This window comes from Actinomadura soli (assembly GCF_005889715.1).
In the GTDB taxonomy this organism is placed as follows: Bacteria; Actinomycetota; Actinomycetes; order Streptosporangiales; family Streptosporangiaceae; genus Spirillospora; species Spirillospora soli.
Genome location: NZ_VCKW01000179.1, coordinates 1 through 18,491, shown reverse-complemented (window position 1 = coordinate 18,491; position 18,491 = coordinate 1). Strand labels below are relative to the sequence as shown.

Below are 18,491 nucleotides of genomic sequence, written 5' to 3'. Positions count from 1 at the left end.
GGTCGCGCTGTGCCGCCATGGTCGTCATCTCCCCGGCGCATGACCCGGCAACCGGCCGGGGAGATGACGACCATGGCGGCACAGCGCGACCAGCAGCGGAACAGGCCGGAGAACGGGCCGCAGAACGACAGCCGGCCACCGCGAGGACGCCGAGGCCGGGACGTTCGTCGGCTACGCCGTCCTCGCGGTCGCGTTCGTGCTGGAGGCGGTGTCGTGGCAGCAGGCCGTCCGGCAGGTCCGCGCCGCCGCCCGCGCCGCCGACCTCCCGCTGCGCGCCCACATCCGCCGGACCGACGAGCCCACCTCGGTCAGCGTCCTGCTGGAGGACTCCGCGGCCCTCGTCGGGCTGCTCATCGCGTTCGGCGGCCTCGGGCTGCACCACCTGACCGGCTCCGCGGCCTGGGACGCCGCCGGATCGCTCCTCATCGGTGTGCTGCTCACCGCCGTCGCGCTCGTCCTCGGCCGGATCAACCTCAATCTGCTGACCGGCACGCAGGCCGACCCGAGGATCGTCGCGGGCGTCCGCGAACGCCTCGGCGCCGCGCCCGAGGTCGAGTGGGTCGTCGACATCGTCACCGTCACGTTCGGCGCCGACCGCGTCCTCGTCTGCGCCCGGCTGGACTTCCGCGACTCCCTCACCGCCGGTGACGTCGAGCGCGCCTGCGTCCGCATGGCGCGCGAGCTGCACGAGGCGTACGGGGAGATCGACGAGGTCTTCCTCGAACCGGTCCCCCGCGACGACCCCGAGCTGCGCGAACGCGTCATCGCGCGGTACGGCCGGACGCTGCGGCCCAAGCGCGGTGAACGGTAATGATTTACTAGGATTTGCCACCGCCCCGGCCCTTTACGCAGTAAGGTAACGGCCGTTCGGACGGTCCGGTGTGAAACGGCCCGCTCCGGGCACCACGACCGTCTGGATCGCTCCTTCCCGGTCCCCGCGGGCCGCCGATCCCGGAGCGTCGGGAACAAGAACCCCGCCGTGCGACGTTCCGATAAGTGCGTGCGCCACCAGCGAACACAATCCGCGCCGCACTCACACCACCGAAGGGAGGGGGGTGTCCCCATGCCGCGCAGCGCCGTAGAGACCCCGCTCACGGAGTCGGCGAGCCCCGCGTTCGACGACCTCCTGAAGCGTGGCCGCGCCCAAGGGCGCCTCTCGCTCGACGAGGTGAGGGGGGCCTTCGAGGCGGCGGGCATCAGCCCGGCCCAGGGCCGTTCCATCCTGCGCGAGCTGTCCGAGGCCGGGATCAGCCTGGCCGGCGAGTCCGACACGGTCCGCAAGATGGCCGCGGCGGCCGACCACGACGGCGGCGGCACCGCCCAGGCGGCGGCCGGCGCCTCCCGTCCGGCGAAGCGCGCCTCCCGCCAGACGGCCGCCCCGTCCACCCGCACGGCGGCGAAGAACGGCGCGAAGGGCCCCCGCAAGGGCGCCGCCGACGGCGGCGCCCCCGACGAGGGGTTCGAGGTCACCGAGGTCGAGCCCGCCGACGCGGACGCCGACACCGGCGCCGACCTCGACGACCAGTCGACCACCATGGGCGACTCCGTCCACACTTACCTCAAGGCCATCGGACGCCGCCAGCTGCTCACCGCCGCGCAGGAGGTCGACCTCGCCAAGCGCATCGAGGCCGGCCTGTACGCCGAGCACAAGCTGGAGAACGAGAACCTGTCCCCCGCCGCGCGCGCCGACCTGGAATGGGTCGCCGCCGACGGCCGCCGCGCCAAGGCCCACATGCTGGAGGCCAACCTCCGGCTCGTGGTGTCGGTCGCCAAGAAGTACTCCGACCGGGGCCTGTCGCTGCTGGACGTCGTCCAGGAGGGCAACCTCGGCCTGATCCGCGCCGTGGAGAAGTTCGACTACTCCAAGGGCTACAAGTTCTCCACCTACGCGATGTGGTGGATCCGCCAGGCGATCCAGCGCGGCTTCGCCGACTCGGCCCGCACGATCCGGCTGCCCGTGCACGTCCTGGAGATGCTGAGCAAGCTCAGCCGCGTCGAGCGCGACATGCACCAGCGGCTCGGCCGCGAGCCCACCGCGGAGGAGCTGGCCGTCGAGCTCGACAAGAGCCCCGAGCAGGTCCGCGAGCTGCTGCGCACCAGCCGGCAGCCGATCAGCCTCGACTCCACCATCGGGGAGGACGGCGAGACCCGCATCGGCGACCTCATCGAGGACACCGACAGCCCCGAGGCGTCCGAGCTGGTGGACCGGCAGCTCATGGCCGACCAGCTGCGCCGCACCCTGGACATCCTGTCCCCGCGCGAGGCCAAGATCATGGCGATGCGGTTCGGGCTCTACGACGGGACGCCGCGCACCCTCGACGAGATCGGCAAGGCGCTCGGGCTGACCCGGGAGCGGATCCGGCAGCTGGAGAAGGAGTCGCTGTCGAAGCTGCGGCACCCCAGCAACGCGCGCCCGCTGCTCGACTTCGCCGTCTGACATCTGAAACGCGCGTCCCGCACAACGGAGGGCCCGCCGGACCGTGACCGGTCCGGCGGGCCCTTTCGTGCGTGGCCTACCCCCGCCCCGACGGGCAGCCGTTGACGGCGAACGCCAGGAACTGGGTGACCTCCTCGTCGCTGAAGTTGTCGTCGGAGCCCACCACCAGCGTGCACTCCCCCGACCTCAGGCGCGGGCCCCAGCTCATCGCCTCCAGGTTCTGCACCGGCTCGGCATAGCGGCCGAGATCGGCGACCAGCCGCTTGGTCACCGGGCGATACCGGCCGCCCTCGGCGAGGCCGCCGCGGTTCAGCACGTCCGTCGCGCCGCGCGTGTCGAACTCGTAGAGCCGGACCCTGTAGCCGACGCCTTCGAGCCAGGACCGCTCCAGCGCCAGGAACCGGTGCCGGTCGATCGCGAGGATCTCCGAGACGCCGCTGTCGGACGCCCCGTCCGGCTCCTCCGGGAGCCTGCCGATGCGGTAGGCGTGCTGCGCGCGGATCTCGCCGCGGCGGCTCCACAGGGTCAGCCGGGTGACGGCGCCGTGCTCCGCGGTCGGCGGGTCGCCGTCCTCGTAGCGCGGCCCCTCGACCATCGCGGCGATCCCGTCCGGTGTGAGCGTCAGGCCCTCGATCCCGAAGTTGCGGCGCGGCCCGCGATGCTCGCCGGTCTGCTTCAGGTTCGCCGGGAGGCGCACGTCCCCGCGGTAGCGGCCGTCCCGTCCCGCCCACCGGACCGACAGGTCGGACACCGGGATGCCCTCGTGCGTCTCGTCCGGGCGGTCGCCCTCGTTGCCCCACAGCAGCCGGCGGACGCGCGGGTCGTAGCGGATCGCCTCCGGGTCGGCCGACTCCGGCTTGGCGTAGCCCGGGTAGGGGCTGCCGTCCCGCCGCGTCAGCGTGGTGACGCCGGTGAGCCGCACGCCGGTGAACGCGCCGGTGGACGGGTCGATGTCGAGGCGCCCGGTGTAGAAGCGGGCCGGGTCGTAGCGCCACCGGTCGTCGGAGATCAGGAACCAGGTGCCGGTGCGGGGATCTCGGTCGATGCCCGACACGCCCCCGAACGTGGTGCCCTCGAACTTCATCTTGTGCGGGAGGCGCCGCTCCCCGAGGAACCGCGTGATCCGCAGCCCCGGAGGCGGCGCGTCCGCCCGCCCCGCGCTCGCCGTTGCCTTGGCGGCGTCCGCCGCCGGACGCCCGTCCACGACCGCCGGGACGGCCGTCACCGCGAGGATCGCCGCGCCCGCCGCGATCCCGCGCCACATTATCCGCTGCCCGTTCACCTGGCTACCATCACCCTTCGAATACGAGCCAATTCACTGCGTTACGCACTCGTATTCCTTATCACACTGGGTGACGGATTGACATGCCTCCGTCAGTCGGCGTGGCGGAACTCCAGGATGGCCACGCCCATCAGGGCGGCGCCCATGCCGACCACGATCGCGATCTCCAGCCAGACCGGGACGACCCAGCCGTTCCACGTCACGCCGGGGTTGAACGTCCGCTGCAGCGCGGGCGACAGGTCCAGGCGGGAGAAGACCGCCTGGCGCAGCGGGTCGACGGCGTAGGTGAGCGGGTTGAAGCGGGTGAGGACGGTCAGCCAGGTGGGCAGCCCGTTCAGCGGGTACAGCGCGCCGGACAGGAACATCATCGGCATCATCGCCATCTGGATGAGGGCGAAGAACGACTGCATCTGCTTGATCCGCGCGGCCATCATGACGCCGAAGCCGGTGAGCGCGAACGCGCCGAGGAACATCAGGCCGAGCAGCTCGGCCAGCAGCGCCGGGTCGTACGGGACGCCCGCGAGGCCCGCGAGCGCCACGATCACCGCGCCCTGCAGGGTCGCCACGAGCGCGCCGCCGATGCACTTGCCGATGACGATGGCGCTGCGGCTGACGGGCGCGACGAGCATCTCGCGCAGGAACCCGAACTCGCGGTCCCACACGATCGACCCGGCGGAGAACATCGCGGTGAACATCACCGACATCGCGCACACGCCGGGGAAGATGAACGTCTTCAGGTCGACCTCGCCGTGCGGGCCGCCGCCCGCGGCCATCAGGTTGGACAGGCCGGTGCCCATGACCAGCAGCCACAGCACCGGCTGGACGAGGCCGGACACCATCCGCAGCTTGTCGCGCCAGAACCGGATCAGCTCCCGGTGCAGGACGACCTTCACCGCGCGCAGGTCCTGCCGCAGGCCCGGCTCGGGCACCCGGACGCGGACGACGTCGGCGACCGGACGGGCCGCGCCGGTGGGACTCGTCATCGTCATCTCCTCATCGCGCGCATGGTCATCCGCAGCCGGTCGCTGGACCCGGCCTCGGCGTCGCGGATGGTCGAGCCGGTGAAGGACATGAACACGTCGTCCAGGGACGGCCGGGACACGCTCACCGACCGGATCGGGACACCGAGCCCGGCGAACAGCCGCGGCACGAACGCCTCGCCGGACGCCACCGGGAACGCGACCACGCCCTCCGACATGACCGCGTCGAGGTCGAACCGCTCCTTGAGCGCGGTGATCGCGGCCTCGTCGTCGGCGGTCTGGATGCGGACCCGGTCCTTGCCGACGCCCGCCTTCAGCGCCTCGGGGGTGTCCAGCGCCACGATCCGCCCCGAGTCCATGATCGCGATGCGGTCGCAGAACTCGGCCTCGTCCATGTAGTGCGTGGTCATGAAGATCGTGATCTCTTCGGCGTCCTTGAGCTGCCGGATGTAGTCCCAGATCGACGCGCGGGTCTGCGGGTCGAGGCCGACGGTCGGCTCGTCCAGGAACAGCACGCGCGGCGAGTGCAGCAGGCCGCGGGCGATCTCCAGGCGGCGCTTCATGCCGCCGGAGTAGGTCTGCACCAGGTCGCGGCGCCGCTCCCACAGCCCGACCATCTCCAGCACCTGCCGGATCCGCTCCCCGGTGACCGATCTCGGCACCCCGTACAGCTCGGCGTGGAAGCGCAGGTTCTGCTCGCCGGACAGGTAGCCGTCGAGCGTCGGGTCCTGGAAGACGAGGCCGATGTTGCGGCGGACGCTGTCGCGCTCGGACACCACGTCGTGCCCGGCGACGCGGGCCCGCCCGCCGCTGGGCTTCAGCAGCGTGCACAGCATGTTGATCGTGGTGGACTTTCCCGCGCCGTTCGGGCCGAGGAACCCGAAGATCTCCCCCGGGCGGACGGTGAAGCCGATCCCCCGCACGGCCTCCATGTCGCCGAACCGCTTGATCAGGCCGTCGACCTCGACGGCGGGTCCCCCGTCCGGCATCCGGCCTCCCTCCGCTCCGTCGCGGCCATGTTGTGGACCGTCCAACGGTAGGATTATCCTATCTCTCACGTCAAGAGAGATAGGACGGCCAAGCGAACCCGAGGGAGGGGGACGTGGAGGACCGGCCCGGCCCGCTGCACGAGTCGCCCACCTACCTGATGTTCGAGCTGATGAGGCTCGCGCGGCGCACCTCGGCGCGGATGTTCCCCGGACACCTGCGCATGCCGCACATGCTCGTGCTGGAATGCGTGGCGCGGCTGGGGCCGCTGTCGCAGCGCGAGGTCGCCGAGCACCTGCGGATGGACCCCGGCGACCTGGTCGGCGTCGTGGACGCGCTGGAGGAGGCGGGCAGCGTCCGGCGCCGCCGCGACCCCGGCGACCGCCGCCGGTACGCGCTGGAGGCCACCGAGGACGGCCGGCTCGCCCTCGGCACGACCCTCGACGACCGCGCCCGCCTCAACGAGGCGCTGTTCGAGCCGCTGTCGCCGGACGAGCTGCGCCTGCTCAAGGACCTGATGCTGCGCGTCCTCGCCCACCACGACCACCGGTTCGCCTGCCCCGCGTCCCGGCCTCCGGGTCAGGACACCGCGGCGGGGGCCGCGCGGCGCGACCGGGCCTCGTCGTAGCGGCAAAGGACCATCCGCGCCACGGCGGCGTGCGCTCCGATCGGCGCGGCGACCGCACCGGCACCGCAGGCCGTCATCCGGTCGTGGAACCGGCCGGGAGCCGGTCGGTGAGCCGCGGGTCGCACGCCAGCCGGTAGCCGCGCTTGACGACCGTCTCGACGATCCCGGGACGGCCGAGGCCGCGCCGCAGCCGCGCCACCGCCATCTCCACCGCGTGCTCGTCGGCCTGCGGCCGTCCCTCCCCGGCGGCGAGGCGGCTCGGCAGGACGCCGCACAGCTCCGCCCGCGACACCACGTGCCCGGGCCGCCGCGCGAGCGCCCGCAGGATCGCCATCGGCGCGGGCGCGATCGGCCGGAGCAGCCCGTCCAGGACGACGGCGTGCCCGCGCAGCTCCAGCGCGCACCCGCGCACCGACAGCCACCGCGACCGCCGCCCCGGCAGGCCCGTCACCAGCGCCCGCACCAGCGCGCCGAGCCGCGCCCGCTCCGGCTGGACGGTCGGGACGCCCCGGACGGTGAGCGCCCGCGCGGTGACCGGCCCGACGCACGCCGCCACCACGTGGGCGCGCATGGCGTCCAGCAGCGGCTCCTCCAGCCCCGACTCGGCGGCGACGGCGAGCGTCTCGGTGACCGCGGGCGCGCTGGTGAACGCGATCGCGTCGACCGTGCCCGCGACGGCCTGGCCGACCAGGCGGCGCAGCGGCGTCGGGTCCTCGGTCCGCGACCACCGGTACACCGGGACCTCGATCACCTCGGCGCCCGCGCCGCGCAGCGCCGCGGTCAGCTCCGGCTGCCGCTCCCCGTACAGCTGGACGGCGACCCGCGCGCCGGCCAGGTCCGTCCGCAGCAGGTGCTCGATCACCTCGGCGCAGCCCTCCGACTCCGGCGACCAGCGCTCCTGCAGCCCCGCCGACCGGATCGCGCCGCGCGCCTTCGGGCCGCGCGCCACGATGGCGGCCTCGGCGAGGCGGGCGACCAGCGCGTCCCGCGTCCCCTGCCCGTCGGCCGACTCCAGCCAGGCGCGGAACCCGATCCCGGTCGTCACGACCACGTGGTCGAGCGGCCCGGCAGCGCACGCCAGGGTGGCCTCCAGCAGCTCGGCGTCGTCGGCGAGCGGCGCGAGGCGGATGGCGGGCGCGAGGACGACCCTGGCCCCGCGCCGCTCCAGGAGCGTCGCGAGCTCCTCGTGGCGGCGGGCCGCGGTCACCCCGACGGCGAAGCCCGCCAGCGGCTCGGCCGCGGGCGCCGCGTCCCGGTCACCGGCGGTGCTCATCGGTGAGCGCCACCTCCACGCGGTCGCCGGCGCGGCGGACCGGGAACGCCGGCACCGCCACCCGGGGATCGTCCAGGCAGATCCCGGTCCGCAGGTCGAACACCTGCTTGTACATCGGGGACGCGACGGCCGGGGCGCCGCCGCGGGTGCCGAGGATCCCCCGCGACAGCACGTGGGCGCCGCTGAACGGGTCGAGGTTCGACATCGCGTACAGGGCGCCGTCGAACGTCCGGAAGATCGCCACCTGCGTGCCGTCGAGGATCGCGCAGACGCCGCGCTCGGGGGTCAGGGACGCGTAGGAGCAGACGTCGGACCACCGGACGGCTCTGGTGATCGTCGCTTCGGGTGTCGTGGTCATCGGCGCGGCAACCTCCCTGGCTGATACGGGTCGATACTCAGATCCTTGGCAGGGGCGGTTTCGCGGTTGGGTCCCGCTTGTCACCGCCGTGTTAAAAGCCGCTCACCTCAAGGCGCGGGCCGCTCCGGGGGGCGTGGGGGGCGTCCCCCCTCGAAGAGCGCGGTCGGAGGCGGACGGCGCAGACCTTGAACTCCGGCATCCGCGACACCGGGTCGAGGGCCGGGTTGGTGAGCAGGTTCGCGCGGCCCTCCCCCGCCCAGTGGAACGGCATGAACACCGTGTCGGGGCGGATCGCCGTGGTCAGCCTCGCCCGGACGGTCGCCGCGCCGCGGCGGCTCTCCACCCGCACGCGGGCGCCGTCCTCGATGCCGAGGCGTCCGGCGAGGTCGGGGTGCAGCTCCACGAACGGGCCGGGCGCGGCCTCCGCCAGCGCCGGGACGCGCCTTGTCTGCGCGCCCGACTGGTACTGCGCGAGGACGCGGCCCGTGGTCAGGTACACAGGGTAGTCGGCGTCCACGTCCTCGGCGGGGCCGCGGTGGTCCACCGGGACGAACCGGGCCCGGCCGTCCGGTGTGGGAAAGCGGTCCAGGTAGGGCCTCGGCGTGCCCGGGTGGTCCTCGGACGGGCAGGGCCAGAACACGCCGCCCTCCGCCTCGATCCGCTCGTAGGTGATGCCGGAGTAGTCGGCGGCGCCGCCCGCGCTCGCGCGCCGCAGCTCGCCGAACACCGCCTCCGGGTCGGCGCTCCACTCCCCCGGCGCCCCGAGCCGCGCGGCGAGCCCGGCGATGATCTCCAGGTCGGTGCGGACGCCGTCCGGCGGCGGGACGGCCCGGCGCCGCCGCAGCACCCGGCCCTCCAGGTTCGTCATCGTCCCGGACTCCTCCGCCCACTGCGCGGCGGGCAGGACCACGTCCGCGAGCCGCGCGGTCTCCGACGGCACGACATCGGCGACGGCCAGGAGGCCGAGCGCGCCGAGCCGTTCCTCCACGTGCGCGGCGCGCGGCGCGGACACCGCCGGGTTCGACCCGAACAGCAGCAGCGCCTTCGGGCCGTCCGGGGCGCCGAGCGACGACAGCAGCTCGTACGCCGAGCGTCCGGGCCCGGGCAGGGTCCCGGGGTCCACGCCCCAGACCCGTGCGACGTGCTCGCGTGCCGCCGGGTCGTCGATCCTCCGGTAGCCGGGGAGCTGGTCGGCCTTCTGCCCGTGCTCGCGGCCGCCCTGCCCGTTGCCCTGCCCGGTCAGGCACCCGTATCCGGAGCCTTCGCGGCCGGGCAGCCCGAGCGCGAGCGCCAGGTTGATGAAGGCGCTCACCGTGTCGGTGCCGCGGGCGTGCTGCTCGGCCCCGCGCCCGGTGAGGACGTGGGCGCGGCCCGCGCGGGCCAGCAGCCGGACCGCCTCGCGCATCGCCGGGACGGGCACGCCCGTGATCCGCTCGACCCGGCCCGGCCAGTAGGCGTTCACGACCGTCCGGACGGCGTCGAACCCGGTGGTGCGGGCGGCGATGTAGCCCTCGTCGGCCAGGCCCTCGGTGACCGCCAGGTGGACGAGCCCGTTCGCCAGGGCGATGTCGGTCCCCGGCGCCGGCTGCAGGTGCAGGTCGGACTGCCGGGCGGTCGCGGTGCGGCGCGGGTCCACGACGATGAGCGCGCCTCCGGCGTCCCGCATCGCGGTCAGGTGCCGCATGAACGGCGGCATCGTCTCGGCGACGTTCCCGCCCGCCAGCAGGATCGCGCCGGACGCCGCCAGGTCCGTGACCGGGCCGGGCAGGCCGCGGTCCAGGCCGAGCGCCCGCCCGGACGCCGCCGCGGCCGACGCCATGCAGAACCGCCCGTTGTAGTCGATCTGGGACGTGCCGAGCGCCACGCGCGCGAACTTCCCCAGCAGGTAGGCCTTCTCGTTCGTGAGCCCGCCGCCCCCGAACACCGCGACGGCGTCCGGCCCGTGCAGCGCGCGCAGCCGGACGGCCTCGGCGGCGACGCGGTCGAGCGCCTCGTCCCAGGTGCAGGGTTCCAGCGGGGCGCCCTTGCCGGCGCGCATCATCGGCGTCGTGAGCCGGTCCGGGACGGTCAGCAGCTCGGCGGCCGTCCAGCCCTTCTGGCACAGCCCGCCGCCGCTCGCGGGCACGTCGTCACGCGGCGCCACCCGGACGGCGCCGCGGCCGGGGTGGAGGGTCATGCCGCACTGCAGGGCGCAGTACGGGCAGTGCGTCGGAGTCGCCGTCATGCGCCCGAGCCTCGGCGGGCGCGGTTTCGTCCGCGGGTCCCCGGTGTGACCCCAGCGTTAATTGCCTTTCACGCCGCGCGTTTCCCGAGGTCAGCCGTCCCGCGGCGGCGCCCGGGGCCGGTGACCTTGACATTCGCGGGTCAAGCGTTGTCGTCTCCGATCATGGCCCTTTCGTCGCCTTTTACCCGTTCGCCGAACGGATTCGCGGCCCCCCGGCGATCTCCCGGACGGATGCGGCCCCGGCCGCCCGGGGCGCCGGATCACGCGGCGATGATCGCGCCTAACCTCGGTACATGCCCGACCTTGCTTACTACGCCTCACTGCCGCGCTCCCGCGGCGCCGCGGCGGCCCTTCTCCTGGACGACCTCGGGCGGGTCCTGCTGGTCAAGCCCACCTACAGCGAGGGCTGGTACCTGCCCGGCGGGGTCATCGAGGCCGACGAGTCCCCCCTGTCGGCATGCGTGCGCGAATGCTCGGAGGAGCTCGGCCTCGTCCCCCGCCTGGACGGCCTGGCGTGCGTGGACTGGGGCTCGCCGCGCGCCGACGGCGTCGACGCCGTCAACGTGTTCGTCTTCGGTGGCACGATCACCGGCGAGGAGATCGCCGCGATCCGGCTGCCGCCGGACGAGCTGTCCGACCACATCCTCGTCGCCCCGGAGAAGATCCCCGAGCTGGCGCCGGCGCACGTGTCACGCCGGATGGACCCCAGCCTGCGCGCCATGGGCGAGGGCCGCGCCGTCTATCTGGAGGACGGCCGGGAGCAGCCGTTCGGCACTGGCCTGTCCGCCTGACGGCCGAGGCGGCCTCCGGCCCGGGCGCGGGGCGCGCGGGCCGCCCACCGCCCGTCCGGGCGGACGCCGCCTAGGCGAGCACGGCGTCCCTGGCCTGCCGCCCGCGTTCCGGGTCGGCCACGCGGGCGCAGTGGGCGCAGCAGTACCAGTGCCCGTCCACGTCGACGCCGTGGCCCATGATGCGGCACTGGCAGTGCTCGCAGACCGGCGCCATCTTGCTGACCGCGCATTCGAACGAGTCGAACGTGTGCACCTCGCCCTGCGCGTGGATGTCGAACGTCATGTCATAGTCGTTGCCGCAGACTTCGCAGGTCGCCATCGGTCCTGTCTCCGTTCCCCCGCCGCGCCGCAGATCACTGCCTGCCTCGGCACCGCCCTACCCGAACGGTCCCGGTCTACCCCGCCCCTCACAGCCGGCGGGACGCGCTGTGCGGCAGAGTTTTCAGTGCCGTATGACCGCTCACACCCCCGCGAAACGCACCGCTCCTAGGGTCGTGGCCGCCTGACCGACCCGAGGGAGACCCATGAGCGTCACCGCCGAAGCCGCCCGCCGCGCCCGCGCCCGCCCGCTCAAAGGCCGCTGGATCGACGACTGGCGGCCCGAGGACCCCGCGTTCTGGACGGCCACCGGCGCGCGCACCGCCCGCCGCAACCTCGCCTTCTCGATCTTCGCCGAGCACGTCGGCTTCTCGGTCTGGACGCTGTGGTCGGTGCTGGTGCTGTTCCTCGGCCCCGCCTACGGGATCGACCCCGCCGGGAAGTTCACGCTCACCGCCGTCCCTGCGCTGGTCGGGGCCGCGCTGCGGATCCCCTACACCCTCGCCGTCGCCCGGTTCGGCGGCCGCAACTGGACGGTCTTCAGCGCCGCGACGCTGCTCGTCCCGGCCGTGCTCGCCGCCTTCCTCGTCGAGCCCGGCGTCTCCTACCCGGTGCTGCTGGTCCTCGCGGCCGCCGCCGGGGCCGGCGGCGGCAACTTCGCGTCCTCGATGGCCAACATCAACGCGTTCTACCCGCGGCGGCTCAAGGGCTGGGCCCTCGGCGTCAACGCGGGCGGCGGGAACCTCGGCGTCGCCGTCGTCCAGCTCGTCGGGCTCCTCGTCCTCGCCACCGCCGGCAAGGACCGCCCGGGACTCGTCGCCGGGGTCTACATCCCGCTGATCGTCCTGGCCGCGCTCGGCTCCGCCCTCCGCATGGACAACCTGTCGCACGTCCGCAACGACCGCAGGGCTATGCGGGACGTCTCCAAGGACGCCCACACCTGGATCATGTCGGTGCTCTACATCGGCACGTTCGGGTCGTTCATCGGGTTCGGGTTCGCGTTCGGGCAGGTCCTGCAGGTGCAGTTCGCGGACGTCTTCGACACCCCGGTCAAGGCCGCGTGCCTCACGTTCCTCGGCCCCGCGCTCGGGTCCCTGCTCCGTCCCGCGGGCGGGCGCCTCGCCGACCGGCTCGGCGGCGCCGCGGTCACCTTCTGGACGTTCGTCGCGATGGCCGCCGCGGCCGGCCTGGTCCTGGGCGCGTCGCGGCTCGGGTCATTGCCGGTGTTCCTCACCGGGTTCGCCCTGCTGTTCGCGCTGAGCGGCGTCGGCAACGGCTCCACCTACACCATGATCCCGGCGATCTTCCGGGCGAGGACACGGGACGGAGACGAGGGCCGCAGACTCGCCGGGGCGCTGCTCGGCGTCGCGGGCGCCGTCGGCGCGTTCGGCGGCGTCCTGGTCAACGTCGCGTTCCGGCAGTCGTTCCTCGCCCACGGGACGGGAGACGCCGCCTACATCGCCTTCATCGCCTTCTACGCCGTGTGCTGCGCGCTCACCTGGCTGGTCTACCTGCGGAACCACCCGAGGCGGCCGGCGGGCGTCTGAGGGCCTGCCGGGCCCCGCGCCGCCCCCGCGCCCGGCCGGGCCCCTCATCGGGGTCCGGCCAGCTCGGCGACCGGCCCGAGGACCGCAGCACCGACTCCCACGCGTCCCCGGACGACAGCGGAAGATGCGGCACGCCCCAGTGCCACGCCGACACCAGCAGATCGGGGTCGCGGGGCCGGTAGCCCGCCCCGACCGCGCGGGCCATGTCCCAGGCGTGCAGATGCCACTCCACGCAGGCCGCGCCCGCGTGGTCCCCGACCGTGTATTTGGTGCCCCGGTAGATCAGATGCGTCCGGTCCCACATGTCGGGCATCAGGTCGGCGTACGCGCCGGCCGACACCCCGAACGCCATGATCCGCTCCGGGCCCGGCTCGGGCGGCAGCACCGCCAGCTCCGCCGCGTTCTGCCGCGCCTGCTGCCTGATCAGCACCGCCGACGCCGCGTCCTGCGCGAACAGCGTCGCCAGCCGGCTGTCGGGCGCGTCCTGGAGGTACTCCAGGAAGTTCTCCGCGACGCACCGCAGATGCCCGGCGAGATCGATCAGCCGCCAGTCGGCGCAGGGCGTCGGGACGTCCCAGTCATCGGCCTGCTGCGCCAACTCGCGGATCGCCGTCACCCCGTCCTGGTAGGACTCCAGTACGCGGCCCCGGTCCGGCGGCGTGCGCTCCACGTGACTTCCCCCCGCGTCCAGAGCACGCTGCGTGCGCAGCGCGCCCTCTCCGCCGGGCCCCCGCCGCGCGCCCGCCGCGGAGTGCGGCGTCCGGCGCGAGCGCCCCCCGGCGTTCCCCCGAGAGGGCAGACTCTCAAAGTTCGGTGGCCGGTGCCACCCGGTGACGCTGTGTCGTCACACGTCGCCCCCACCGGCCGCGCCCGTCCCCAACGGCCCCCTGCCGGGCCCTGGACGGCCCCCAGGCGGCCCCTCAGACGGCCAGGGTCGGATGCGTCCGGAAGCTGAGCCGGTGCGCCTCCCGGGCGGTGCGGAGCCGGTCGACCTCGTCCGTCCACGGCCGCACGTCCGCGCGCGCCTTGGCCTTGCGGTAGGCGATCTCCGCGGCCCGGCGGGTCTTCGCGTCCTGGGTCTCGACCGAGTACACCTGCGGGCCCATCGCGATCCGCTCGGACGCCTCGGCGGCGGCGAGCACCTCGGTCATCGCCTTGTCGAACGCGACCGTCAGCGCCCGCAGCTCGGGCTCGGGCGTGTCCGCGCCCTGCGCGTCCCGCAGCGCCCGCTCCGCCTCGCCGGCCGCCGCGAGCCGCTCCTCGTACTCGGCGGCCAGCCGCTGGTCGGCCTCGTACGGCTCGGCGACGTCCTTGCTCACCCGGCGGCCCAGCGGCATGGTGGTCACTCCTATCGGCGGTCATGGGTTTCCGGTCGAGCAAAGCGTACGCGGGCCACCGGCGTGTCATGGCGGCGGACACCCCGCTCCGGCCCTTTACGCAGTAAGGTCGGTCCATGGTTCGCCAACCGAGCATCAACGCCCAGCACCGAGCACCGCTGTCCACCGAGCGGATCATCGAGTCGGCCCTGCGGATCGTCGACGGGCAGGGCCTCGCCCGGCTCACCATGCGCCGCCTCGGCGACGCGCTGGAGGTCGAGGCGATGGCGATCTACCACCACCTCCCCCGCGGCAAGGAGCAGCTCCTGGACGGCCTCGTCGCGCACGTCGCGTCCGCGCCCGCCGACACCGTGTCCGCCGCCTCGAACGGGGACTGGCGGAACGCCCTGCGCGCGTGGGCCGCCGACTACCGGACGCGGCTGCTGACGCACTCGGGCGTCCTCCCCCTCGTCGTGACCCGCCGGAACCCCGCCGCGCTCGCCACCACGCTCGCGTCGCTGCGCGAGGTGCTGCGGCGCGGCGGCGTCGCCGAGGAGACCGCCGCGGTCGCCGCGCACACGCTGCTCGGCTACGTCATCGGCCACGCCTCCCTGGAGGTCCGCGGCACCAACCGAAACAACGCCGAAGCCGCTCCGGGGGACGCGGGGGGTCGTCCCCCCTCGGACGGCACGAACAGCGCCGAGCGGCCCGTCGACTGGGACGCGCGCTTCACCGCCGGGCTCGACCTCATCCTCAGGGGCGTGACCTGACGCGGCTCAGTCCTCGACGACGAGGACCTCCAGATGGAGCGGGCCGTGCACGCCCTCCACGCGGACCATCTCGATGCCGTGGGTGGCGGACGGCCCGCTGATCCACGTCAGCGGGCGCGCCGGGTCGAGCCGCTCCACCGCCTCGGGGACCGTTCCGACGATCTGATCGGCGTGCACCACGCACAGGTGGTAGGCGGGGACGGCGGTGAGCGCCCGCCGCCCCTGCGCGCGGCCGCCGTCCAGGACGACCGTGCCGGTCTGCGCGATCGCCGCCGCGCAGCCGGTGACGACGCCGTCGACGGCGGCGAGGGTGTCGACGTCGACGGCCGGGGTGTCGGCCAGGGCCCGGACGCCGTCCAGCTCCGCGAGCCATCCGAACGGCAGATCGGCCGGGACGACGATCTGCTTGGCCTCCCGCCCCCACAGCGCGGCGGCCACGGCGGTGCCCAGCTCGTCGGCGCTGACGTGACGCACCGAGGCCCGGTTGTCGGCGACCCGCTCGGTGAACAGCGCCAGGACGTCGGCCCGGTTCACGGCCTCGTCGTCGGTGAGGCGGCGCGCGTAGCGGCGCGGCACCGGCGGACGCGTGCCGCGCGCCCCGCCGAGCGCCTCCCGCACCCGCCGCAGCACCTCCGCGCGCGAGCCCCCGCCCGGCCCTTCGCCGGACGCCGTCATGGCCGCCTCCGCGTCCACCAGGCGCGGAAGCTCTCCGACGGCGGCGCGGGCAGGTCGCGGGCCTCGGTCCACTTGCCGAGCAGGCCGGGGAGGCGGCGGATCCGGCCGCCGCGCGACAGCAGCCGCGCCCAGCGGGTGCCGCGCCGCAGCGCGGTCTCGTAGCGGCGCGGGTCGCCCATCGTCCAGGCCAGGCCGCGCATCAGCATCAGCTCCGGCGGCGGGACGGGACGGCGCCGCCGCGACTCCACCACCGTGCCGCGCAGGTGGACCAGCACGTCCGGGATGTCGATCTTCACGGGGCAGACGTCGGCGCACGCGCCGCAGAGCGTCGACGCGTACGGCAGCGACGCGTCGGCGGCGCTGTCGACGCCCCGCAGCTGGGGGGTGAGGATCGCCCCGATCGGCCCCGGATAGACCGGGCCGTACGCCCGGCCGCCCGCCCGCTCGTAGACCGGGCACACGTTCATGCAGGCCGAGCAGCGGATGCACCGCAGCGCGGTGCGCCCGACCTCGTCGGCGAGGGCCCGCGTGCGGCCGTTGTCGAGCAGGACGAGATGGAACGCGCGCGGCCCGTCGCCCGCCGTCACGCCCGTCGACGTCGCGACGTAGGGGGTCATCCGGTCACCGGACGACGAGCGCGGCAGGAGCTGGAGGAACACCTCCATGTCGGCCCAGGTCGGGACGACCTTGTCGATGCCGGCGACGCTGATCAGCGTGCCGGGGAGCGTCAGGCACATCCGCGCGTTGCCCTCCGACTCCAGGACCACGAGCGTCCCGGTCTCGGCGACCAGGAAGTTCGCGCCGGTGACGGCGACGCGGGCGCGCAGGAACCGTTCGCGGAGATGGACGCGGACGGCGGCGGCGAGGCCGGCGGGGTCGTCGGTCAGGTCGGGCCCCGCGGCGGGCATCGTCCGCCGGAACAGCTCCCTGATCTCGGCGCGGTCGCGGTGGAGCGCGGGCGACAGCAGGTGGGACGGCTCGTCGTCGCCGAGCTGGACGGCCAGATCGGCGAGGGCGGTCTCGCGGGCGGTGACGCCGGCGCGGGCCAGTGCGGCGGTCAGGCCGATCTCCCGGGTGGTCGCGGACGACGCCTTGACGACCTCGTCCGCGCCGGCCGCCCGCACCAGCCCGGTGACGATCTCGCACGCCTCGGCGGCGTCCGCCGCCCAGTGCACGGTGCCGCCCGCCTCGGTGACGGCCCGCTCCAGCTCCTCCAGGTGGGCGTCGAGGTCGAGGAGCGCGGCGTCCCTGATCGCGCGCCCGGCCTCGCGCAGGTCGTCCCACCCGCCGAGCTCGGCGGCCGCGGCGGCCTCCCGCTCCCTGGCCGCGGCGATCCCGCCGCGCAGGTTACGGCGGAGGCCGGTATCGGCCAGCGCGGACCGCGCGGCGGCGGCGAACTTCGGCATCGGCAGTGGGACCGGCCCGGTCGTGCCGGGAGGCGGCCTCATCCCGGCGGAGGACGGCCTCGTCCCCGGGAAGGAGCCCGGGGACCGGCCCGTCGAGCGGAGCTCGTCCGTTGAATGGCGGTGGGTGGGGGCTGGAGGACGGTCCGTCACGCCGGCCCCGTCTCGGCGAGGATCTCGGCCAGGTGCATGGTCCGGACGCCGCCGCGCAGCCGCGACAGCGCGCCGCCGATGTGCGCGAGGCAGGAGTTGTCGACCGCGCAGACCACGTCGGCGCCGGTGTCGCGGACGTGGCGCACCTTGTCGGCCACCATGGCGACCGACACGTCGGAGTTCTTCATCGCGAACGCGCCGCCGAACCCGCAGCACTCCCCCGCCGCCGGCAGTTCGACCAGGTCGAGGCCCCTGACCGCGCGCAGCAGCCGCAGGGGGCGGTCGGCGACGCCGAGCGTCCGCGCGGACTGGCAGGACGGATGGTAGGTGACCCGGTGCGGGAAATAGGCGCCGACGTCGGTGACGCCCAGGACGTCGACCAGGAACTCCGTCAGCTCGTAGACGGCGAGCCCCTCGGCGGCACGGGCCAGGCCGGGGTCGCGGGCCGTCCGCGCGATCCGCGGGTAGCCGTCGCGGACGGTCGCGGCGCAGGACGCGGACGGCGCGACCACGACCTCGCAGCCCTCGAACGCCGCCGTGTAGGCGCGGGCCAGGTCGGCGGCCTCGCGGTGGTAGCCGGTCGTCCAGTGGATCTGCCCGCAGCACGTCTGCCCCGGCGGGTACGCGACCTCGTGGCCGAGCCGTTCCAGCAGGACGGTCACGGCCTTCCCGGTGCCCGGGAACAGCGCGTCGTCGAAGCAGGCGACGGACAGGGCGACCCGCACCGGCCTCACTCCCCCCACGCCTCGCAAAGCCCGTTCCCGCCGAACATCGTAGGGGTTTCACGCGCCGACGGCGTGTCGTTCGCCGTCCGTTAGCGTGCGGAAGGAACGCTGGATCCGGCACCTCCGAGTGAGACGGGTCACAGCCGCCGGTACTCCGGTACCAACGGACAACCGCCCCAACGGACTATGGCCGGTGAGTGCGAACCGTTCCACACTGAGAGGCGTCAATAAAGGAAAGCTCCACAACCGACCCGTAGTTGAGACCGGAGGCACCACGATGTGCCCGCACCAGCCGCCCTGTCCCTCGCACAACGCACCCGACCGCGACGCCGCCCGGACGCTGGCCTCCCACCCCGAGCAGGGGTGGAGCCTGCTGTGCAACGGCGTCGTGCTGTTCGAGGACACCGGTGAGCTGCTGCCCGACGGGGGAATCATCGCACCGCACCGGCCGACGGATCCGCTGGCTCCGTCAGCCGCCTGAACGACGTCCACGGGGGACTAGTTCAAACGGGTGATCATCCTCTCGGGGGCACGGCCACCGCCCGCTCCATCCGGGCCCGCACCGGGCCCGGAACGCAACCGCCCAGACCGCCACCAGAACCGTTACGGGCCGCCCGTCCGCAC

At 74.2% G+C, this 18,491-nt stretch carries 19 protein-coding genes; 7 read left to right on the top strand and 12 right to left on the bottom strand.

What is annotated here, in order from left to right:
- Window positions 1-196: 196 nt before the first annotated feature.
- Both ETD83_RS28565 and ETD83_RS28560 read left to right on the top strand, forming a co-directional pair.
- Entirely contained in the window at window positions 197-811 is a 615-nt protein-coding gene (locus tag ETD83_RS28565) for a cation diffusion facilitator family transporter (protein WP_230421255.1), read from the top strand.
- Between the two features lie 252 nt (window positions 812-1,063).
- The gene (locus ETD83_RS28560) at window positions 1,064-2,437 is read left to right on the top strand and encodes an RNA polymerase sigma factor (RefSeq protein WP_138648311.1); all 1,374 of its coding nucleotides are present in this window, start codon (window positions 1,064-1,066) and stop codon (window positions 2,435-2,437) included.
- A 76-nt stretch (window positions 2,438-2,513) separates the two neighbouring features.
- Here ETD83_RS28560 and ETD83_RS28555 read toward each other — a convergent pair whose 3' ends face one another.
- From ETD83_RS28555 to ETD83_RS28545, 3 genes are all read right to left on the bottom strand, one after another.
- On the bottom strand, window positions 2,514-3,719 hold the full coding sequence (locus tag ETD83_RS28555; RefSeq protein ID WP_230421254.1) for an esterase-like activity of phytase family protein: 1,206 nt from the start codon (window positions 3,717-3,719) through the stop codon (window positions 2,514-2,516).
- A 92-nt stretch (window positions 3,720-3,811) separates the two neighbouring features.
- Window positions 3,812-4,702: an ABC transporter permease gene (locus tag ETD83_RS28550; protein WP_138648310.1), complete on the bottom strand. Its 891-nt coding sequence runs from the start codon at window positions 4,700-4,702 to the stop codon at window positions 3,812-3,814.
- A 2-nt stretch (window positions 4,703-4,704) separates the two neighbouring features.
- The gene (locus tag ETD83_RS28545) at window positions 4,705-5,688 is read right to left on the bottom strand and encodes an ATP-binding cassette domain-containing protein (RefSeq protein ID WP_138648309.1); all 984 of its coding nucleotides are present in this window, start codon (window positions 5,686-5,688) and stop codon (window positions 4,705-4,707) included.
- A gap of 113 nt (window positions 5,689-5,801) precedes the next feature.
- Here ETD83_RS28545 and ETD83_RS28540 point away from each other — a divergent pair, with 113 nt between their 5' ends.
- On the top strand, window positions 5,802-6,314 hold the full coding sequence (locus ETD83_RS28540; protein ID WP_138648308.1) for a MarR family winged helix-turn-helix transcriptional regulator: 513 nt from the start codon (window positions 5,802-5,804) through the stop codon (window positions 6,312-6,314).
- A 73-nt stretch (window positions 6,315-6,387) separates the two neighbouring features.
- Here the strand turns inward: ETD83_RS28540 and ETD83_RS28535 are convergent, their stop codons facing one another.
- The 3 genes from ETD83_RS28535 to ETD83_RS28525 form a co-directional block, all read right to left on the bottom strand.
- Window positions 6,388-7,587 (bottom strand): uroporphyrinogen-III synthase, encoded by a 1,200-nt coding sequence (locus tag ETD83_RS28535; RefSeq protein WP_138648307.1) that lies wholly within the window; start codon window positions 7,585-7,587, stop codon window positions 6,388-6,390.
- Window positions 7,571-7,945 carry a nitrite reductase small subunit NirD gene (nirD, locus tag ETD83_RS28530; protein ID WP_138648306.1) on the bottom strand — a complete coding sequence of 125 codons (375 nt, stop codon included), beginning with the start codon at window positions 7,943-7,945 and terminating at the stop codon, window positions 7,571-7,573. Before nirD ends, ETD83_RS28535 begins: the two co-directional genes overlap by 17 nt.
- Before the next feature lie 91 nt (window positions 7,946-8,036).
- Entirely contained in the window at window positions 8,037-10,169 is a 2,133-nt protein-coding gene (locus ETD83_RS28525; protein ID WP_138648305.1) for a molybdopterin oxidoreductase family protein, read from the bottom strand.
- 293 nt (window positions 10,170-10,462) lie between these two features.
- Between ETD83_RS28525 and ETD83_RS28520 the strand changes: the two genes are divergently transcribed.
- Window positions 10,463-10,960, top strand: a complete 498-nt coding sequence (locus ETD83_RS28520; RefSeq protein ID WP_138648304.1) for an NUDIX domain-containing protein — start codon at window positions 10,463-10,465, stop codon at window positions 10,958-10,960.
- 70 nt (window positions 10,961-11,030) lie between these two features.
- On the opposite strand, the gene ETD83_RS28515 is transcribed toward ETD83_RS28520, so the two are convergent.
- The gene (locus ETD83_RS28515) at window positions 11,031-11,279 is read right to left on the bottom strand and encodes a hypothetical protein (protein WP_138648303.1); all 249 of its coding nucleotides are present in this window, start codon (window positions 11,277-11,279) and stop codon (window positions 11,031-11,033) included.
- Between the two features lie 205 nt (window positions 11,280-11,484).
- On the opposite strand from ETD83_RS28515, the gene ETD83_RS28510 reads away from it, so the two are divergent.
- The gene (locus tag ETD83_RS28510; protein WP_138648302.1) at window positions 11,485-12,825 is read left to right on the top strand and encodes a nitrate/nitrite transporter; all 1,341 of its coding nucleotides are present in this window, start codon (window positions 11,485-11,487) and stop codon (window positions 12,823-12,825) included.
- Here ETD83_RS28510 and ETD83_RS28505 read toward each other — a convergent pair.
- Window positions 12,773-13,495 (bottom strand): maleylpyruvate isomerase N-terminal domain-containing protein, encoded by a 723-nt coding sequence (locus ETD83_RS28505; RefSeq protein ID WP_138648301.1) that lies wholly within the window; start codon window positions 13,493-13,495, stop codon window positions 12,773-12,775. The genes ETD83_RS28510 and ETD83_RS28505 overlap by 53 nt on opposite strands.
- Before the next feature lie 250 nt (window positions 13,496-13,745).
- Entirely contained in the window at window positions 13,746-14,162 is a 417-nt protein-coding gene (locus ETD83_RS28500; RefSeq protein WP_138648300.1) for a plectin, read from the bottom strand.
- A gap of 116 nt (window positions 14,163-14,278) precedes the next feature.
- Here ETD83_RS28500 and ETD83_RS28495 point away from each other — a divergent pair, with 116 nt between their 5' ends.
- Entirely contained in the window at window positions 14,279-14,911 is a 633-nt protein-coding gene (locus ETD83_RS28495; RefSeq protein WP_138648299.1) for a TetR/AcrR family transcriptional regulator, read from the top strand.
- A 6-nt stretch (window positions 14,912-14,917) separates the two neighbouring features.
- On the opposite strand, the gene ETD83_RS28490 is transcribed toward ETD83_RS28495, so the two are convergent.
- The 3 genes from ETD83_RS28490 to ETD83_RS28480 all read right to left on the bottom strand — a co-directional run bounded on the left by ETD83_RS28490 (window position 14,918) and on the right by ETD83_RS28480 (window position 17,867).
- Window positions 14,918-15,586 carry a LutC/YkgG family protein gene (locus tag ETD83_RS28490; protein WP_138648298.1) on the bottom strand — a complete coding sequence of 223 codons (669 nt, stop codon included), beginning with the start codon at window positions 15,584-15,586 and terminating at the stop codon, window positions 14,918-14,920.
- Window positions 15,583-16,992, bottom strand: coding sequence for a lactate utilization protein B (locus tag ETD83_RS28485; protein ID WP_205717937.1), 1,410 nt, complete (start codon window positions 16,990-16,992; stop codon window positions 15,583-15,585). Before ETD83_RS28485 ends, ETD83_RS28490 begins: the two co-directional genes overlap by 4 nt.
- Before the next feature lie 146 nt (window positions 16,993-17,138).
- Window positions 17,139-17,867 (bottom strand): (Fe-S)-binding protein, encoded by a 729-nt coding sequence (locus ETD83_RS28480; RefSeq protein WP_138648296.1) that lies wholly within the window; start codon window positions 17,865-17,867, stop codon window positions 17,139-17,141.
- Window positions 17,868-18,144: 277 nt separating this feature from the next.
- Here ETD83_RS28480 and ETD83_RS28475 point away from each other — a divergent pair, with 277 nt between their 5' ends.
- The gene (locus ETD83_RS28475; RefSeq protein WP_138648295.1) at window positions 18,145-18,348 is read left to right on the top strand and encodes a DUF5999 family protein; all 204 of its coding nucleotides are present in this window, start codon (window positions 18,145-18,147) and stop codon (window positions 18,346-18,348) included.
- Window positions 18,349-18,491 lie beyond the last annotated feature (143 nt).

What these genes read in the sequence shown, in the direction of transcription:
- ETD83_RS28515 (WP_138648303.1), bottom strand. Translation starts at nt 11,279, where the DNA reads ATGGCGACCTGCGAAGTCTGCGGCAACGACTATGACATGACGTTCGAC.
- ETD83_RS28560 (WP_138648311.1), top strand. Translation starts at nt 1,064, where the DNA reads ATGCCGCGCAGCGCCGTAGAGACCCCGCTCACGGAGTCGGCGAGCCCC.
- ETD83_RS28520 (WP_138648304.1), top strand. Translation starts at nt 10,463, where the DNA reads ATGCCCGACCTTGCTTACTACGCCTCACTGCCGCGCTCCCGCGGCGCC.
- nirD (WP_138648306.1), bottom strand. Translation starts at nt 7,945, where the DNA reads ATGACCACGACACCCGAAGCGACGATCACCAGAGCCGTCCGGTGGTCC.
- ETD83_RS28545 (WP_138648309.1), bottom strand. Translation starts at nt 5,688, where the DNA reads ATGCCGGACGGGGGACCCGCCGTCGAGGTCGACGGCCTGATCAAGCGG.
- ETD83_RS28485 (WP_205717937.1), bottom strand. Translation starts at nt 16,992, where the DNA reads ATGCCGAAGTTCGCCGCCGCCGCGCGGTCCGCGCTGGCCGATACCGGC.
- ETD83_RS28475 (WP_138648295.1), top strand. Translation starts at nt 18,145, where the DNA reads ATGTGCCCGCACCAGCCGCCCTGTCCCTCGCACAACGCACCCGACCGC.
- ETD83_RS28535 (WP_138648307.1), bottom strand. Translation starts at nt 7,587, where the DNA reads ATGAGCACCGCCGGTGACCGGGACGCGGCGCCCGCGGCCGAGCCGCTG.
- ETD83_RS28525 (WP_138648305.1), bottom strand. Translation starts at nt 10,169, where the DNA reads ATGACGGCGACTCCGACGCACTGCCCGTACTGCGCCCTGCAGTGCGGC.
- ETD83_RS28550 (WP_138648310.1), bottom strand. Translation starts at nt 4,702, where the DNA reads ATGACGAGTCCCACCGGCGCGGCCCGTCCGGTCGCCGACGTCGTCCGC.
- ETD83_RS28500 (WP_138648300.1), bottom strand. Translation starts at nt 14,162, where the DNA reads ATGCCGCTGGGCCGCCGGGTGAGCAAGGACGTCGCCGAGCCGTACGAG.
- ETD83_RS28510 (WP_138648302.1), top strand. Translation starts at nt 11,485, where the DNA reads ATGAGCGTCACCGCCGAAGCCGCCCGCCGCGCCCGCGCCCGCCCGCTC.
- ETD83_RS28490 (WP_138648298.1), bottom strand. Translation starts at nt 15,586, where the DNA reads ATGACGGCGTCCGGCGAAGGGCCGGGCGGGGGCTCGCGCGCGGAGGTG.
- ETD83_RS28495 (WP_138648299.1), top strand. Translation starts at nt 14,279, where the DNA reads ATGGTTCGCCAACCGAGCATCAACGCCCAGCACCGAGCACCGCTGTCC.